This window comes from Acidovorax sp., from assembly GCF_047607405.1.
GTDB lineage: Bacteria > Pseudomonadota > Gammaproteobacteria > Burkholderiales > Burkholderiaceae_C > Acidovorax.
On sequence record NZ_JASGDA010000048.1, the window covers coordinates 1 to 16,380 of the forward strand.

Consider the following 16,380-nt stretch of genomic DNA (forward strand, 5'->3'; position numbering starts at 1 on the left):
CGGGCCGCCATCGCGGCGGCCTTGGAGCGGGCCCGCCAGCGCCGCGCGCCGCCCTGAACCGCGCCAGGCCGACGCGGGCTGGCCCGATAATGGCGCCCCATGAATCCCCTGCTCTCCCACCTGCAGCCCTACCCTTTCGAGCGGCTGCGACAGCTCTTCGCCGGGGTCACGCCCCCCGCCAACCTCAGCCCCATCAGCCTGGGCATGGGCGAGCCCCGCCACCCCACGCCGCAGTTCATCAAGGACGCCCTCTGCGCCAGCCTGGGCGGCCTGGCCAGCTACCCGGCCACCGCGGGCGAGCCCCGGCTGCGCGAAGCCTTCGCCGGCTGGCTCGGCAGGCGCTACGGGCTGGCCGTGGACCCGGGCACGCAGGTGCTGCCCGTCAACGGCTCGCGCGAGGCGCTGTTCGCGTTCGCGCAGACGGTCATCGACCCATCCCGGGGGCAGCCAATAGTGGTCTGCCCCAACCCGTTCTACCAAATCTACGAAGGCGCGGCGCTGCTCGCGGGCGCCCAGCCCTGGTACGCGCCCAGCGACCCGGCACGCAACTTCGCGGTGGACTGGGACGCCGTGCCCGCCGAGGTGTGGCAGCGCACGCAACTGCTGTTCGTGTGCTCGCCCGGCAACCCCACGGGCGCGGTCATGCCGCTGGCGGAATGGCAGAAGCTGTTCGAGCTGAGCGACCGCCACGGCTTCGTCATCGCGTCCGACGAGTGCTACAGCGAAATTTACTTCCAGGGCGGGCCGCCCCTGGGCGGCCTGCAGGCCGCGCAGCAGCTGGGCCGCCATGACTTCAAGAACCTGGTCATGTTCACCAGCCTGTCCAAACGCAGCAACGTGCCGGGCCTGCGCAGCGGCTTCGTGGCGGGCGACGCGGCGCTGATCAAGTCCTTTTTGCTCTACCGCACCTACCACGGCAGCGCCATGAGCCCCGTGGTGCAGGCCGCCAGCATCGCGGCCTGGGGCGACGAGCAGCACGTGACGGACAACCGCACGCTGTACCGCAAGAAGTTCGCCCAGGTCACGCCGCTGCTCGCGGGCGTGATGGACGTGGCCCTGCCGGATGCGGGCTTCTACCTGTGGGCCAAGGTGCCGGACGCCCTGGGGCTGACCGACGCCGAGTTCGCCCGCGCCCTGCTGGCTCAATACAATGTCACGGTGCTGCCGGGCAGCTACCTGGCCCGCGAGGCGCAAGGCAGCAACCCCGGCGCCCAGCGCGTGCGCATGGCCCTGGTGGCCGAGGCCGAGGAATGCGTGGAAGCCGCGCTGCGCATCGTGCAATTCATCCAGAAATCCCGTACCGCCTGAACCCAACCAACATGACCCAACAACTGCAGACCCTCATCGACAACGCCTGGGACAACCGCGCCAGCCTCTCCCCGTCCGCCGCGCCCAAGGAAATCCTGGACGCCGTCGAGCACGTGATCGCCGAGCTGAACACCGGCAAGCTGCGCGTCGCCACCCGCGAGGGCGTGGGCCAGTGGACCGTACACCAGTGGATCAAGAAGGCCGTGCTGCTGTCGTTCCGCCTGAAGGACAACGAGCTCATCCAATCGGGCGACCTGGGCTTCTACGACAAGGTGCCCACGAAGTTCGCGCACCTGTCCGCCGACGAAATGAAGGCCACCGGCGTGCGCGTGGTGCCGCCCGCCGTGGCGCGCCGCGGCAGCTACGTCGCCAAGGGCGCGATCCTGATGCCGTCCTACGTGAACATCGGCGCCTACGTCGATGAAGGCACCATGGTGGACACCTGGGCCACCGTGGGCTCGTGCGCGCAGGTGGGCAAGAACGTCCACCTGTCCGGCGGCGTGGGCCTGGGCGGCGTGCTGGAGCCGCTGCAGGCCAACCCCACCATCATCGAGGACAACTGCTTCATCGGCGCGCGCTCCGAGGTGGTCGAGGGCGTCATCGTCGAGGAGAACTCGGTGCTGGGCATGGGCGTGTACATCGGCCAGAGCACGCCCATCTTCAACCGCGACACGGGCGAGATCAGCTATGGCCGCGTGCCCGCGGGCAGCGTGGTCATCAGCGGCAACCTGCCCAAGAAGACCAAGACCGGCCAGGACTACAGCACCTACGCCGCCATCATCGTCAAGACGGTGGACGCGCAGACGCGCTCCAAGACCAGCCTGAACGACCTGCTGCGCGACTGAAGCAGCCACTACAAACCTCGGAGGGACACACCATGAGCACGATGGAACGGATTCTTCGCCTGATGGCAGAGAAAAAGGCCTCCGACGTTTACCTGTCGGCCAACGCCCCGGCGCTGATCAAGATCAACGGCGAGTGCATGCCGATCAACAACCAGATCCTGCCGCCGGACGCGCCCAAGAACCTGCTGTCCGAAATCGTCCCGCCCGACCGCGTCGAGGAGCTGGAAGAGACCGGCGAGCTGAACATGGGCGTGCCCCTGACGGGCGTGGGGCGCTTTCGCATCAGCGCCATGCGCCAGCGCGGCAGCTACGCGGTGGTGATCCGCTTCATCTCGCAGCTGATCCCCGAGTTCGACACGCTGGGCCTGCCGCCCATACTGCGCGAGCTGATCATGGAAAAGCGCGGCCTCGTGCTGATGGTGGGCGCCACGGGCTCGGGCAAGAGCACCTCGCTGGCGTCGATGATCGACAGCCGCAACGAGGTGCTGACCGGCCACATCCTCACCATCGAGGACCCGGTCGAATACCAGTTCAAGAACAAGAAATCGGTGGTCAACCAGCGCGAGATCGGCAGCGACACGCAGTCGCTGCAGGTGGCGCTGAAGAACGCGCTGCGCCAGGCGCCCGACGTGATCCTGATCGGCGAAATCCGCGACCGCGAGACCATGTCCGCCGCCATCGCCTACGCCCAGTCGGGCCACCTGGTGCTGGCCACGCTGCATGGCAACAACAGCTACCACGCGCTCAACCGCATCCTGAGCTTCTACCCCGTCGAGGTGCGCCCCACCATGCTGGGCGACCTGGCCTCGGCCCTCAGGGCCGTGGTGTCGCAGCGCCTGGTGCGCTCGCCCCAGGGCACGCGCATGCCCGCCGTGGAGGTCATGCTCAACTCCAAGCTCGTGTCCGAGCTGATCGAGCAGGGCGACTTCTCCGGCGTGCGCGAAGCCATGGAAAAGTCCATGGCCGAGGGCTCGCAGACCTTCGAGGAGGCCCTGGCCCGCCTGATCATGGACAACAAGATCGACCGCAAGGAGGGCCTGGCCTACGCCGATTCGCCCACCAACCTGATGTGGCGCCTGCAAAACGACTTCTCCCTGGCCGCCAACGCCGCCAAAGCCCAGAAGGAGGCGCGCGAAGCTGCGGACGATGCCCCTTCGTTCACCGAAATCGTGCTGGACGTGAAACCCGCCGCCTGATCCTTCTCCCGATGTCCCGCACCCTGCACCTGGCCGAACAGCTCATCGCCCGCCCTTCCATCACCCCCGAGGACGCGGGCTGCCTCGACCTGCTGGCCGAGCGCCTGGCGCCCTTGGGCTTTGCCAACGAGCGCATGGACAGCGGCCCGGCGGATTTCCGCGTCAGCAATTTATGGTCAAAACGGCCTCCAGCGCTTGCTGGACAGGCGCCAGCAGCTATCAAAACAGTAGTATTCGCGGGCCACACCGACGTGGTGCCCACCGGCCCGCTGGCGCAGTGGAGCAGCGACCCGTTCGTGCCCACGCACAAGGGCGGCAAGCTGTACGGGCGCGGTGCCAGCGACATGAAGACCTCGATCGCGGCCTTCGTCGTCGCCGTCGAGGAGTTCCTCGCCGCCACGCCCGACCCGCGCATCCAGATCGCATTCCTGCTGACCAGCGACGAGGAAGGCCCGTCCGTCGATGGCACCAAGGCCGTGGTCGAGCAGTTGAAGGCACGCGGCGAGAGGATCGACTGGTGCATCGTCGGCGAACCCACCTCGGTCGAGAAAACCGGCGACATGATCAAGAACGGACGGCGCGGCACCCTGAGCGGCAGGCTTGCCGTGCGCGGCATCCAGGGCCACATCGCCTACCCTCAGCTCGCCCGCAACCCCATCCACCAGGCCCTGCCCGCGCTGGCCGAACTGGCCGCCACCGACTGGGACCAGGGCAACGCCTTCTTCCCGCCGACGAGCTGGCAGATCAGCAACATGCACGGCGGCACCGGCGCCACCAACGTGATCCCGGGCGAGGTGGTCATCGACTTCAACTTCCGCTTCTCCACCGAATCCACGGCAGACGGCCTGCAACGGCGCGTCCACGCCGTGCTGGACCGCCACGGCCTCGAATACGACCTGCGCTGGACGCTGGGCGGCCAGCCCTTCCTGACCACGCCGGGCGAACTGGTCAGCGCCGTGCAAGCCGCCATCGCCGCCGAAACGGGCATCGCCACCGAGCTGTCCACCACGGGCGGCACCAGCGATGGCCGCTTCATCGCGCAGATCTGCCCCCAGGTCATCGAACTCGGCCCGCCCAACGCCAGCATCCACAAGATCGACGAACACGTGGCCGTGGCCGACATCGAGCCTTTGAAGAACATCTACCGCCGCACGCTCGAAAACCTCAACGCCCAGGCGGCAGCATGACCACGCTGGGAGAACTGATCGCCAGCGGCGCGCGGCGGCTGGAGCAGGCGGGCGTCTCCTTCGGGCACGGCACCACCAACGCCCACGACGAGGCCGCATGGCTGGTGCTGTGGCGCCTGGGCCTGCCGCTCGACAGCGACCTGGATTCGATACAAAATCAGCCTGTAGCCCAAGTGGAGCAAGCGCAGGTAGCTACACTTTTTGATGAACGCATCGCCACCCGCAAGCCCGCCGCCTACCTGACGCGCGAGGCTTGGCTGCAAGGCGTGCCCTTCTATGTCGATGAACGCGCCATCGTGCCGCGCAGCTTCATCGCCGAGCTGCTGGCCGACGGCAGCATCGACCACTTCCTGTCCGACCAGACCCGCTGCGTGCTCGACCTGTGTACCGGCAACGGCAGCCTGGCCGTGATGGCCGCCATGGCCTGGCCCGAGGTCGAGGTCACGGGCGCCGACATCTCCCCCGACGCCCTGACCGTGGCCCGCATCAACGTGGACAAGCACGGCCTGCGCGACCGCATCACCCTGGCGGAATCCAACGGCCTGGCCGCCCTGCCCGGCCCGTGGGACCTGATCCTGTGCAACCCGCCCTACGTCAACGCCGCCAGCATGGCCGCCCTGCCCCTGGAGTACCGCGCCGAGCCCGAACTGGCCCTGGCAGGCGGCGACGACGGCATGGACTTCATCCGCCAGTTGCTGGCCGACGCACCCGCCCGCATGAGCGAAAACGCCGTGCTGGTGCTGGAGATAGGCAACGAACGCGCTTACTTTGAAGCCGCCTTCCCCCAACTGCCGGTCTTCTGGCTCGAAACCAGCGCGGGCGAGGACCAGGTGCTGCTGGTCACTCGCCAAGCACTCGAAAGCCTTTGACCTCCCCTTTTCAGGGAAATAAACAACAAAAAACCCTTTGAAATCAATAGGTTACTGATTATAATTATGCCCAGCAGCCCAGCAGCCCAGCAGCCCAGCAGCCCAGCAGCCCAGCAGCCCAGCAGGGCATTGATGCGCTCGGATTCAGCCCTGATGCGATAGCGCAGCGTCGGGCCGAATTACTGGCGCTGATTCGCCAGACCGTCCCCGAAGTCGTCAGCGACAACCAGATCGACCTTGAGCGGCTCAAGGATGTGCTGGGGCAAGAGCGCATTGCCCCCGCCGAGCATTACGAACTGAACTGGGCAGGCAAGACCGCCGCCCGGCGCGAAATCCAGAAAACCACCAGCCACACGCTGCTGCCCGATGCGGGCAACCCGGCACAGGCGCAGCACATGCTGATCGAGGGCGAGAACCTCGAAGTGCTGCGGGTGCTGCAAAAAAGCTATTACGGCAAGGTCAAGATGATCTACATCGACCCGCCGTACAACACCGGCAACGACAGCTTCGTTTATCCCGACGACTATTCCGAGACGCTGGAGGAATACCAGCGGCGCACTGGCGAGAGGAACGAGGCGGGGTTTCTCAACAAGCAGAGTCTTTGGAAGAAGAACAGCAAGGAGAGCGGGCAGTATCACAGCGCATGGCTGTCGATGATGTATCCACGGCTGTATCTGGCGCGGAATCTATTGCGGGATGATGGGGTGATTTTCATCAGCATTGATGAAAATGAAATGGCAAATTTGAAGTTGCTTTGTGATGAGATTTTTGGATCAGAGAATTTTTATGGATTTTTCGTCTGGAAAAGAAGAAGTGGCGCGACTGACTCAGTAGATGGCGTGAGTGTGGATCATGAATCCGTCTTGTGCTATGGGAAAAACAAGACTCAATTGGCCGGCATGGCAAGGACATATGAAGGCTATAGCAATCCAGACAATGATCCACGCGGCCCTTGGAAAGCAGACAATTTAAGCGCCGGAAAAGCAGGTGGAGATGTTTTTTATCCGATAAAAGATCCTGAAACAGGAAATGAATTTCTTCCGCCATCGGGAAGGTATTGGCCGTATAGTCGAAAAACTATGGCTCAGAAAATTTCTGAGGGTCGAGTTATCTTCCCTAAAAACCCCGACGGCAGGCCAATGCTGAAAAGATTCAAGGAGGAGGCGAAATTCGATACCGTTCCAGTTTCCACATGGATGGTTTCCAAGGAAGAAGATCGCGTAACTAATTCCTTGGTTGCCCCGATCAATACGCAAAGTACAAGAGATTTGCAAGAATTACTTGGTGGAAAGCATTTCTCACACCCAAAATCCATTCAGCTTATTTCATCTCTTGCTTCTCAGTGTTTACAAAATAGTGATGGAATAGTCATCGACTTCTTCGCTGGCTCCGGTACCACCGCCCAGGCCGTAATGGCGATGAATATCGAAGACAGCGGCAATCGCCAGTGCATCTGCGTCCAAATGCCCGAAGTGCTGGAGCAAGATACCGAAGCCTACAAAGCAGGTTATCGCACCATCGCCGACATCACCCGTGCCCGCATTGACAAGGTGATCGCCAAGCTCAAAACCGAACACCCGGACAAAACCGCTGATCTGGCCTGCGCGCATTTCAAGCTGGCCCCATCCAGCTTCAAGGTCTGGCGCAGCGATGTGGCTGATGCTGCTGCCTTGCGCGACCAGTTGGCTCTGTTCCAGCAAGCAGAGAAAGCGGACAAGCCCACACAAGAAACCGACGCGCAAACCGCCATGCTCGCGGAGCTGCTGCTGAAGCACGGCCTGGGCGCATTGGGCGTACACGCCATCAGCAAACCCAAAACGCTAGCAGGCGCCACCGTCCACCGCGTGCTGATGCCCGACGACCGCCAGTTGTGGCTGTGCTTTGATACCTATACCGAGGCGCTGAAGGATGAAATCGTCAAGGCCAGGCCCGCGCAAGTCATCCTGCTCAATTCCTGCTTCGTGGGCGACAAGGCCGATGAACTGCTGAGCAACTTGCAGTTGGAGCTGAAAGGGCTGGATATTGGCCTGTTGGTGATTTGAGGAACGGCCCATGTCGAAAAACATGATGCAACTGCAATTCACCCATCAGGACTATCAGGCCCGCGCCGTGCAGGCGGTGGTGCAGGTGTTCGACGGCCAGCCGCTGGCCAAAAGCGACTTTGCCCTCGCCAGCGAAAGTGCCAGCGTGGAATATGCCGCCGATGGGAGCATCGGCAATGCGCTGCGGCTGTCGGATGTGCAATTGCTGGCGAACGTGCAGGAGGTGCAAAAGGCGAATGGCGTGGCGGTATCGCAGGCGCTGGAATCGTCCCGCTCCGACGATGGCAAGGAGACGTTCTGCCCGCTCAATTTCACCATCGAGATGGAGACCGGCACGGGCAAGACCTATACCTTCATCAAGACCGTATATGAGCTGAACAAGCTGTACGGCTTCAAGAAGTTCGTGGTGGTGGTGCCGAGCGTGGCGATCCGCGAAGGCACGATGAAAAACCTGGCCGTCACGCGCAATCACTTTGCCGCTGACTATGCGAATGTGCCTTGCGTGCCGATTCTGTATGACAGCGGCAGGCTGACGGATTTGCGCCACTTCGCGCAGAGTGATGCGCTTTCTGTATTGGTCATCAATATCGACAGCTTCACCAAGGACAGCAACAAGATCAACCAGAAGGGCGAACGGGCGTTTGCGCCGATCGAGTACATCAGGGCGGTGAACCCGATCGTGATCGTGGATGAGCCGCAGAACTTTGAAACGGATATTCGCCGCCGGGCGCTGGTGGAACTGAATCCGCTGTGTACGCTGCGTTATTCGGCCACGCACAAGAACCCCTACAACCTGCTGTATTCACTGAACCCGGTGCAGGCGTATGACCTGGGGCTGGTCAAGCAGATCGAGGTGGATGGCGTGCAGGCGGATGACAACCACAACGCGGCATTCATCGAACTGTTGAGTATCGACGCCAAGCCCAAGGGCATTACCGCCAGGGTGCGCGTGGATGTGAACGAAAAGGCTGGCGTCAAGCGCAAGGAGATTTCGCTGAAGCTGGGTGACGACCTGCATGCCAAGTCGAAACAGCGCGATGTGTATGCCGATGGCTACATCCTCAACGAGATTCGCGCGGATGTTGGCGAAGTGGAGTTTTCTGGCGGGCGGGTGCTGCGGCTGCATGAGCAGCAAGGCGGGCTGACGGATGATGTGATGCGCTTTCAGATCGAGCGCACGGTGGCCGCGCACTTTGCCAAGCTGAAGAACTTGCAGCCCATTGGGGTGAAGGTGCTTTCGCTGTTCTTCATCGACAAGGTGGCGAATTACCGGGGTTATGACGAGGATGGCAACGCGGCACCGGGCAAGTTCGCCGTGTGGTTCGAGGAAGCCTTCGACAAGTACGCCAGGCGCCATCCGGGTTTGATTCCGCACGCAGCGAGCGCCGTGCATGACGGTTATTTCTCCGGCGACAAGAAGGGCAAGGGCGCGAAGGCCAGAACGGTGTGGATCGACACCAAGGGCAATATCGCCAAGGACGACGACACCTACGCGCTCATCATGAAGGAGAAGGAACGGCTGCTCAGCATGGATGAGCCGCTGCAATTCATCTTCAGCCACTCCGCATTGCGCGAAGGCTGGGACAACCCGAATGTGTTCCAGATCTGCACGCTGAACGAAACGCACAGCGCCTTGAAGAAGCGCCAGGAAATCGGGCGCGGCCTGCGGCTGGCTGTGAATCAACAGGGCGAGCGCGTGCAAGACAAGCGGGTGAATGTGCTGACCGTGATTCCCAATGAAAGCTACGAAGCCTTTGCCCGCAGCTTGCAGCAGGAGATCGAGGAGGAAACGGGCGTTAGCTTCCAAGGCCGCGTAAAAAATGCGCGGGCCAAGGCGAGCATCCGGCGCAAACCGTTGAATGCAGAAGACCAGGCATTGTTTGAGGCCATCTGGAAGAAGATCAATTACCAGACACGCTATAGCGTCAAGCTGAACACAGCGGCACTGATTGTGGATTGCGTCAAGGCGCTGGGCGACACGAACCAATACCCCAGGGTGCGCCCGCCGCAGGTGCGCGCCCGCAAGGCCAAGATCGTGATGACGCAAGAAGGCGTGCAGGGTGTGGAAACGGGCATGGGGCAAAGCGATGCGCGGGCGGGTGTTGCCCACATCCCCGACGTGTACGCCTATATCCAGAACCGCGTGCATGTGTCGCGGTCAACGCTGTTTGCCATCCTCGATCAGTCTGGACGGCTGGGTGAACTACTGGTGAACCCGCAGGCGTTTCTGGACATGGCGGTCAGCGCCATCCAGACCTGTTTACAGGCGCTGCTGGTGCGGGGCATTGAATACCACCCCATCAATGGCCGTCGCTACGAAATGGCGCTGTTCGACGAGACGGCGGAAACCTATTTGAGCAGCATCTATCCGCCTGCCAATGACGGCCTGACCGCGCCGGTTGCCAAGACCATGTTGCAGGCGCAGCCCATCGACGAGCAGAAAGAACCGCTGGGCGATGCCTTTGACTGCGTACTGAGCGACAGCGATGTGGAGAGCCGCTTCGCGCAGGACTGCTCCAACGATGAGCGCGTGCGGTTTTTTTTCAAGCTGCCGGGCAAGTTCAAGATCAACACGCCGCTGGGCACCTACAACCCGGATTGGGCGGTGGTGTTCGAGAACGATGCGCGGGTGTATTTCGTCGCCGAGACCAAGTCCAGCACGGTGGAGGCTGATCGGCGACGCGATGAGAACCTGAAGATCGAATGCGGCCAGGCGCACTTCAAACTGGCGCAGGGCGTGGAATACAAGGTGGCGACGACGTTGCAAGAGTTGGTCGCGCCGCCATGACTGCCGCCCTATTCCGCCAGACGAGCGCTCAGTTCCATGCTGTCGTGCAGCAGGCGCAACACGTCGATGGTCGGGCCGCCGCCGGCACGGAACACGATGAAGTGGCGGCCTTTGCGCCCGTTGCGGGCAACATGCAGGGTGTGAATGCCGGGGCCAAGGTCGTCACGTTGCCTCACGCCGAGGGTGCTGGGACCGTCATGCAAGACCATGATGGCTTCTCTGAGCGTGACCCGGTAAGCTTGTGTTTGCCGTGCGCCGAAGTTTGCTCGCGTCCAGCGCAGAATCTCGAAAAAATCTCTTTCTGCATCGGGTGTCAGCACCACATTCCAGTGTGCGCCTTTCACGCGCATTGTTTTGCATCCATTTCCATTTCAGCCTCGGCAATGGCTCGGTCGGCAAGTGCATCGAGGTGTGCTTCCAACGCTTCGGGCGAGTCAAAGGCGGTATACCGCCCAGCGTCCATGCTGTCGATGCCCACCTGCACGGCTGCGCGCAGGGCTTGCAGTTTGGCGGCGTGCTCGGCGCGGCGCGCTTCTACCAGCCGCAAACCTTCGCGCAACACTTCGCTGGCGTTCTGGTATTCGCCGCCGTTCACCAGTTGCTCAATGAAGGCAGCCTGGCGGTCCGTGATGACGACATTGCGTGTGGGCATGGCTTTTACTCCTGAGAGGGTTTGGCAGATTATGCCAATTACTTCCGTCTAGGACCGCTGGCGGCAGTGAGACAATCGCATGCGCCGTGTACTATTAAAACAATAGCTTCTCGCGCAATATCTACGGGGGCTTTCCCCTCTTTTTTCGCATGATCACCCTGAAAAACGTTACCCTGCGCCGCGGCACCAAAGTCGTGCTCGACAGCGTGTCCACCACCATCAACCCCGGCGAAAACGTGGGCCTGGTGGGCCGCAACGGCGCGGGCAAGTCCAGCCTTTTTGCGCTGCTCAGCGGCAAGCTGCACGAAGACGGCGGCGACTTTTACATCCCCACCAGTTGGCGCATGGCCGAGGTGGCGCAGAACATGCCCGAGACCGACCAGTCGGCCACCGACTTCGTGCTGGCGGGCGACACCCGCCTGGCCGAAGTGCAGCAGCAACTGGCCGAGGCCGAGGCCCGCGACGACGGCATGGCCATTGCCCATGCGTATTCCGACCTGCACGACGCGGGCGCGCACGATGCCGTGGCCCGCGCCCAGGCCCTGATCCTGGGCCTGGGCTTTCGCGTGGGCGAGCTGGACCAGCCCGTCAACAGCTTCTCCGGCGGCTGGCGCATGCGCCTGCAACTGGCCCGCGCGCTGATGTGCCCCAGCGACTTGCTGCTGCTGGACGAGCCGACCAACCACCTGGACCTGGACGCCCTGGTCTGGCTCGAAGCCTGGCTCAAGCGCTACGCGGGCACCATGATCGTCATCAGCCACGACCGCGAGTTCCTGGACGCCATCACCAACGTCACCCTGCAAATCCAGCAGGGCGAGCTGAACCGCTATGGCGGCAACTACAGCAAGTTTGAAGAACTGCGTGCCCAGCAGCTCGAACTGCAACAGGCCAGCTTTGCCAAGCAGCAGGAGAAGATGGCCCACCTGCAGAAGTTCATCGACCGCTTCAAGGCCAAGGCCAGCAAGGCCAAGCAGGCGCAAAGCCGCGTCAAGCAGCTCGAACGCATGGAAAAAATCGGCCCCGTGCTGGCCGAGGCCGAGTTCACCTTCGAGTTCAAGGAACCCGCCAACTTGCCCAACCCCATGCTTGCCATCAGTGATGCATCGTTCGGCTACGTGGATGAAGAAGGCACGCCTACCACCATCCTCACGGGCGTCAACCGCTCGGTGCTGGCGGGCCAGCGCATCGGCATCCTGGGTGCCAACGGCCAGGGCAAGTCCACCCTGGTCAAGACCATTGCGCGCACCATGAAGCCGCTGGCCGGCAGCATCACCGAAGGCAAGGGCCTGAACATCGGCTACTTTGCCCAGCAGGAGCTGGACGTGCTGCGCCCTGCCGAGAACCCGCTGGAACACATGATCCGCCTCGCCAAAGAGCAGGGGCCGGACGCCAAGCAGCCCAGCCGCGAGCAGGATTTGCGCAGCTACCTGGGCAGCTTCAACTTCACCGGCGACATGGTCAAGCAGGCCGTGGGCACCATGAGCGGCGGCGAAAAAGCCCGCCTGGTGCTGGCCATGATCGTCTGGCAGCGCCCCAACCTGCTGCTGCTGGACGAGCCGACCAACCACCTGGACCTGGCCACGCGTGAGGCCCTGGCCATGGCGCTCAACGACTTCGACGGCACCGTCATGCTGGTCAGCCACGACCGTGCGCTGCTGCGCTCGGTGTGCGAAGACTTCTGGATGGTGGGCCGGGGCGTGGTCGGGCCGTTCGACGGCGACCTGGACGACTACCAGCGCTACCTGCTCGAAGAATCCAAGCGCCTGCGCGACGAAGCGCGCGCTGCCGAGGAAGCCCCCGCGCCCGTGCCGGTGGCAGCCCCCCCCGCCAAAGACGCCGCCGAGCAGCGCAAGGCCAGCGCCCAGGCGCGCCAGCAACTGGCCGAGAAGACCCGCCCGCTCAGGCGCGAGATCGAGCAGATCAACCAGCGCCTGGCTGCGCTCACGGCCCAAAGGCAGCAGCTCGAAGAACGCCTGATGCAGCCCCTGTCGCCCGCTGACATCGCCGACGCGGGCCGCCGCCTGAAAGCCTGCGGCGACGAGATCGATGCGCTGGAAGAGCGCTGGCTGGGCCTGTCAACGACCATTGAGGAGCTGGAGCAATAAGGCTTTCCCCAGGGGCGCAACCGTGGCGGGCGCGGTACAACAACACACCGTCCACCACCCAACACAGGCCATGGCCAGCTCCTTTCCCGACCCCTTCCAGATGTGGCGCGACGCGCTCACGAAAATCGAAAACGAGGCCAACGACCTTGGCACAGGCGTGCTGAAATCACCCGAAGTGGTGCGTTCGCTCAACCAGTTCGCATCACTGAACATCGGGCTGAACCAGGTGCTGGAAAAGGCGCTGGAGCGCTACCTGCACCGCGCCAACCTACCCACCCGCAAGGACGTTGAGGCGCTGGCCGAAGCCCTGCAGCGCATCGAGGCCAGGCTCGACCAGGCCCTGGGTCATGCGCCTGTCGCTGTCGCTGTCGCTGCCGCGCCCACAGCCCCACGACCCGCCCGCACGCGCAAGCCCTCTGCGGCGCCAGCTCCGGCGCCCGCCGCCGCAAAAGCAAAGCGCACGCGCGGCGCCGCGAAGAAGGGCTGATCCATGGTGGTCAAAAAGGCCAAGACTGCCGACCAGGCCGCCGCCAAGCCCCGCGAATCCGACCTGGAGCTGGCCGCCCGCCTGCGCCTGGAGGTGGAGCGCGCCGTGCAGCGCGGCCTCAAAAGCGTGGAACTGCTGGGCGCTGCGCCCGTCGCCGTGGGCGGCACGCCCAAGACGGTGCTGTACCGCCAGGGCACGCTGGAGCTGGTGCATTACCACGCCCAGGCCGACGAGGTGTATCGCGTGCCCCTCCTGATCGTGATGGCGCCGACCAACAAGGCGTTCATCCTGGACCTCACGCCCGGCCAGAGCCTGGTCGAGTTCCTGCTGCAGCAGGGCTACGACGTGTACCTGATCGACTGGAACCCGCCCAGCGCCGACGAGGCCCATTTGCAGATCGAGGACTACGCGCTCGGCTTCATCCCCGACTGCATCCGCCGCGTGCAGGAAGACAGCGGCGAGCAGGACGTGACTCTGATCGGGTACTGCGCGGGCGGCATGCTCTCCACCGTCTATCAGGCCACGCACCCCAAGGGGCCGGTGAAGAACCTGGTGTGCTTCACCACGCCCGTGGACTTTCGCGAAATGCAGCTGTTTCGCAAGATGTCCGACGCCAAGGGCGGCTTCGACGTGGACCGTTTCGTGGAGCGCGTGGGCGTCGTCCCCGCCGACTTCGTGGCCGCGGGCTTCGATGCGCTGCGCCCCGCCAGCCGCGTCGCGGGCCAGATACGGCTGTGGGACAACCTCTGGAACGACGAGTTCGTCAAGGCCTTCCGCCGCATGGAGCGCTGGGGCAACGAGACCCTGCCCCTGCCGGGCGGCTACTTCCGCCAGACCATCCAGGAGCTGATGCGCAAGAACGCGCTGTACGAGGGCACGCTCGTCGTGGGCGGCAAGCCCGTGAAGATCGAGAACATCAAAGTGCCGCTGCTGCACTTCATCGCGCAGTACGACCACATCGTGCCGCCCGCCGCCGCGCACCCGCTGGTGGCCAAGGCGGGCTCCAAGGACAAGACCGAAATCATCCTGCCCGGCGGCCACGTCAGTCTGGCCGCCGGGCCCAACGCCATCAAGCGCATGTGGCCAGCGCTCAATTCCTGGCTCGAAGGACGCTCCGTATGACCAACCAGACCCCTGCACGCACCTACCCGCTGACCGTCGCCTGCGACGGCGTCGGCATCACCATACGCCCCATGACCAGCGCCGACCGCGCGGGGCTGGTGGCGCTGGTGGCACAGTTGCCCGAGCACGACCTGCTGTTCTTGAAGCGCGACATCACCCACCCCAAGGTCATCGACGCCTGGATGCGCGCCACCGAGACCGGCGAGCTGCACAGCCTGGTTGCCTGGGACGGTGCGTCCATGATCGGCTGCACGGCCATCTTTACCGACGACCTGAGCTGGTCGCGCCACGTGGGCGAGCTGCGCATACTCACCAGCCCCGCCTGGCGCGGGCGGGGCCTGGGGCGGCTGATGATGCAGGAATGCTTCATCCAGGCGCTGGGCCTGGGCCTGAAAAAACTGGTGGCGCAGATGACGCTCGATCAGCGCGGCGGCATCTCGGTGTTCGAGGACATGGGCTTCAAGGCCGAGGCGCTGCTGGCCGCCCACGTGGCCGACCGCGCGGGCAGGCTGCACGATCTGGTGCTGCTCAGCCACCACGTGGACGCGGTATCCGCCCGCAAGGACGCCTTCGGGCTGACCGAGGCATTGGGCAGCTAGGATCGCAAAAAAGCTTCAAGACAGATTCAACAGGAGACAACGACATGGACATGGGTGCAATGCTCGCGGGCAAGAAGGTACTGGTCACGGGCGCATCGTCCGGCCTGGGCGAGAACTTCGCGCGGCTGGCCGCGCAGTGCAAGGCCAAGGTGGTCATCGCCGCGCGGCGCAAGGACCGGCTCGAAAAACTGGCGAACGAACTCAAGACCCTGGGCTCGCCCGAGGTCACCGCGCTGTCGCTGGACGTGGGCTCCGAGGACTCCATCGCCCAGGCCTTCGCCGCCATCGACGCCTCGGGCCAGCCGCTGGACGTGGTGGTCAACAACGCGGGCATCTCGGGCGAAGGCATGGCGCTGAAGCTGCCCACAGAGACCTTCGACGACATCATGAACATCAACGTGCGCGGCGTGTGGCTGGTGGCGGTGTACGCCGCCCGGCGCTGGAAGGACGCGGGGCGCGGCGGCAGCATTGTCAACATCGCTTCCATCCAGGGCGAGCGGGTCATGCCCGGCATCACGCCCTACTCCGCCTCCAAGGCCGCCGTGGTCCACATGACCAAGAGCCTGGCACTCGAATGGGCGCGCTATGGCATCCGCGTCAACGCCATCGAGCCCGGCTACATCGGCACCGAGATGACCGACGAGATGTGGACCACCGACTACGGCAAGGCGCTGATCCAGCGCATTCCCATGCGCCGCCTTGGCAAGCCCGAGGAGCTCAACGGCCTGCTGCTGCTGATGGCGACCGACGCTGGGTCATGGATGACGGGCGCCTGCGTGCCGGTGGACGGCGGGCACCTGTGCTCGTCTTTGTAACAAAAATTATGGGTGTTTTTGGCCGCCAGCGCTTATTGGACGGGCGCTGGCAGCTATGCTTTTCATAGTAAAAACAAGCTGTTTCACTACCGACGAAGAAATTTCTGCCCTGCCGTCAACGCGGCGCTTTCCTGGTGCGTTGTTCACACATCGAAGGAGTCAAACCCCATGAACACCACCCCGAAACTGTCCGCCTGGCCCGATGACGAACGCGACCGCAAGCGCGCTCCCATGCTGGCTGCCTGGCCTGACGACGAGCGTGACCGCAAGCGCACACCCGCCCGGTTCTGATCGGCTCTGACCCGCTCGGTTTCACTTTTCTCCATCAAAAAACCCCGCATCGCGGGGTTTTTGCTTTGTGGGGC

General features: G+C 63.6%; 15 protein-coding genes. 13 read left to right on the forward strand and 2 right to left on the reverse strand.

Annotation, left to right across the window (positions count from 1 at the left end):
- Window positions 1-99 precede the first annotated feature (99 nt).
- The 7 genes from dapC (at window position 100) to QM569_RS06020 (ending at window position 10,235) form a co-directional block, all read left to right on the forward strand.
- A complete protein-coding gene (gene dapC, locus QM569_RS05990; RefSeq protein ID WP_414986313.1) occupies window positions 100-1,308 on the forward strand; it encodes a succinyldiaminopimelate transaminase in 1,209 nt (402 codons plus the stop codon).
- Between the two features lie 11 nt (window positions 1,309-1,319).
- Complete coding sequence (gene dapD / locus QM569_RS05995; protein ID WP_414986314.1) at window positions 1,320-2,153, forward strand: 2,3,4,5-tetrahydropyridine-2,6-dicarboxylate N-succinyltransferase; 834 nt, start codon at window positions 1,320-1,322, stop codon at window positions 2,151-2,153.
- Window positions 2,154-2,185: 32 nt separating this feature from the next.
- Window positions 2,186-3,349 carry a PilT/PilU family type 4a pilus ATPase gene (locus QM569_RS06000; protein WP_414986315.1) on the forward strand — a complete coding sequence of 388 codons (1,164 nt, stop codon included), beginning with the start codon at window positions 2,186-2,188 and terminating at the stop codon, window positions 3,347-3,349.
- Window positions 3,350-3,360: 11 nt separating this feature from the next.
- Window positions 3,361-4,536, forward strand: a complete 1,176-nt coding sequence (gene dapE / locus QM569_RS06005; protein ID WP_414986316.1) for a succinyl-diaminopimelate desuccinylase — start codon at window positions 3,361-3,363, stop codon at window positions 4,534-4,536.
- On the forward strand, window positions 4,533-5,405 hold the full coding sequence (gene prmB, locus QM569_RS06010; RefSeq protein WP_414986317.1) for a 50S ribosomal protein L3 N(5)-glutamine methyltransferase: 873 nt from the start codon (window positions 4,533-4,535) through the stop codon (window positions 5,403-5,405). Before dapE ends, prmB begins: the two co-directional genes overlap by 4 nt.
- Window positions 5,406-5,659: 254 nt before the next feature.
- The gene (locus QM569_RS06015) at window positions 5,660-7,447 is read left to right on the forward strand and encodes a site-specific DNA-methyltransferase (RefSeq protein WP_414986318.1); all 1,788 of its coding nucleotides are present in this window, start codon (window positions 5,660-5,662) and stop codon (window positions 7,445-7,447) included.
- A 10-nt stretch (window positions 7,448-7,457) separates the two neighbouring features.
- Window positions 7,458-10,235, forward strand: a complete 2,778-nt coding sequence (locus QM569_RS06020; RefSeq protein ID WP_414986319.1) for a DEAD/DEAH box helicase family protein — start codon at window positions 7,458-7,460, stop codon at window positions 10,233-10,235.
- A gap of 8 nt (window positions 10,236-10,243) precedes the next feature.
- On the opposite strand, the gene QM569_RS06025 is transcribed toward QM569_RS06020, so the two are convergent.
- Complete coding sequence (locus QM569_RS06025) at window positions 10,244-10,585, reverse strand: type II toxin-antitoxin system RelE/ParE family toxin (RefSeq protein WP_414986320.1); 342 nt, start codon at window positions 10,583-10,585, stop codon at window positions 10,244-10,246.
- The gene (locus QM569_RS06030; RefSeq protein WP_414986321.1) at window positions 10,576-10,887 is read right to left on the reverse strand and encodes a type II toxin-antitoxin system ParD family antitoxin; all 312 of its coding nucleotides are present in this window, start codon (window positions 10,885-10,887) and stop codon (window positions 10,576-10,578) included. The genes QM569_RS06025 and QM569_RS06030 overlap by 10 nt, the downstream gene beginning before the upstream one ends.
- Window positions 10,888-11,036: 149 nt before the next feature.
- On the opposite strand from QM569_RS06030, the gene QM569_RS06035 reads away from it, so the two are divergent.
- The 6 genes from QM569_RS06035 to QM569_RS06060 all read left to right on the forward strand — a co-directional run bounded on the left by QM569_RS06035 (window position 11,037) and on the right by QM569_RS06060 (window position 16,306).
- Window positions 11,037-12,992, forward strand: coding sequence for an ABC-F family ATP-binding cassette domain-containing protein (locus QM569_RS06035; protein WP_414986322.1), 1,956 nt, complete (start codon window positions 11,037-11,039; stop codon window positions 12,990-12,992).
- Between the two features lie 70 nt (window positions 12,993-13,062).
- A complete protein-coding gene (locus tag QM569_RS06040; RefSeq protein ID WP_414986323.1) occupies window positions 13,063-13,479 on the forward strand; it encodes a hypothetical protein in 417 nt (138 codons plus the stop codon).
- Between the two features lie 3 nt (window positions 13,480-13,482).
- Window positions 13,483-14,601 (forward strand): PHA/PHB synthase family protein, encoded by a 1,119-nt coding sequence (locus QM569_RS06045; RefSeq protein WP_414986324.1) that lies wholly within the window; start codon window positions 13,483-13,485, stop codon window positions 14,599-14,601.
- Window positions 14,598-15,200, forward strand: coding sequence for a GNAT family N-acetyltransferase (locus tag QM569_RS06050; protein ID WP_414986325.1), 603 nt, complete (start codon window positions 14,598-14,600; stop codon window positions 15,198-15,200). The genes QM569_RS06045 and QM569_RS06050 overlap by 4 nt, the downstream gene beginning before the upstream one ends.
- Before the next feature lie 44 nt (window positions 15,201-15,244).
- A complete protein-coding gene (locus tag QM569_RS06055; RefSeq protein WP_414986326.1) occupies window positions 15,245-16,015 on the forward strand; it encodes an SDR family NAD(P)-dependent oxidoreductase in 771 nt (256 codons plus the stop codon).
- Between the two features lie 168 nt (window positions 16,016-16,183).
- Window positions 16,184-16,306 carry a hypothetical protein gene (locus QM569_RS06060; RefSeq protein WP_414986327.1) on the forward strand — a complete coding sequence of 41 codons (123 nt, stop codon included), beginning with the start codon at window positions 16,184-16,186 and terminating at the stop codon, window positions 16,304-16,306.
- Window positions 16,307-16,380: the final 74 nt, after the last annotated feature.

What these genes read in the sequence shown, in the direction of transcription:
- dapC (WP_414986313.1), top strand. Translation starts at nt 100, where the DNA reads ATGAATCCCCTGCTCTCCCACCTGCAGCCCTACCCTTTCGAGCGGCTG.
- dapD (WP_414986314.1), top strand. Translation starts at nt 1,320, where the DNA reads ATGACCCAACAACTGCAGACCCTCATCGACAACGCCTGGGACAACCGC.
- QM569_RS06000 (WP_414986315.1), top strand. Translation starts at nt 2,186, where the DNA reads ATGAGCACGATGGAACGGATTCTTCGCCTGATGGCAGAGAAAAAGGCC.
- dapE (WP_414986316.1), top strand. Translation starts at nt 3,361, where the DNA reads ATGTCCCGCACCCTGCACCTGGCCGAACAGCTCATCGCCCGCCCTTCC.
- prmB (WP_414986317.1), top strand. Translation starts at nt 4,533, where the DNA reads ATGACCACGCTGGGAGAACTGATCGCCAGCGGCGCGCGGCGGCTGGAG.
- QM569_RS06020 (WP_414986319.1), top strand. Translation starts at nt 7,458, where the DNA reads ATGTCGAAAAACATGATGCAACTGCAATTCACCCATCAGGACTATCAG.
- QM569_RS06025 (WP_414986320.1), bottom strand. Translation starts at nt 10,585, where the DNA reads ATGCGCGTGAAAGGCGCACACTGGAATGTGGTGCTGACACCCGATGCA.
- QM569_RS06030 (WP_414986321.1), bottom strand. Translation starts at nt 10,887, where the DNA reads ATGCCCACACGCAATGTCGTCATCACGGACCGCCAGGCTGCCTTCATT.
- QM569_RS06035 (WP_414986322.1), top strand. Translation starts at nt 11,037, where the DNA reads ATGATCACCCTGAAAAACGTTACCCTGCGCCGCGGCACCAAAGTCGTG.
- QM569_RS06040 (WP_414986323.1), top strand. Translation starts at nt 13,063, where the DNA reads ATGGCCAGCTCCTTTCCCGACCCCTTCCAGATGTGGCGCGACGCGCTC.
- QM569_RS06045 (WP_414986324.1), top strand. Translation starts at nt 13,483, where the DNA reads ATGGTGGTCAAAAAGGCCAAGACTGCCGACCAGGCCGCCGCCAAGCCC.
- QM569_RS06050 (WP_414986325.1), top strand. Translation starts at nt 14,598, where the DNA reads ATGACCAACCAGACCCCTGCACGCACCTACCCGCTGACCGTCGCCTGC.
- QM569_RS06055 (WP_414986326.1), top strand. Translation starts at nt 15,245, where the DNA reads ATGGACATGGGTGCAATGCTCGCGGGCAAGAAGGTACTGGTCACGGGC.
- QM569_RS06060 (WP_414986327.1), top strand. Translation starts at nt 16,184, where the DNA reads ATGAACACCACCCCGAAACTGTCCGCCTGGCCCGATGACGAACGCGAC.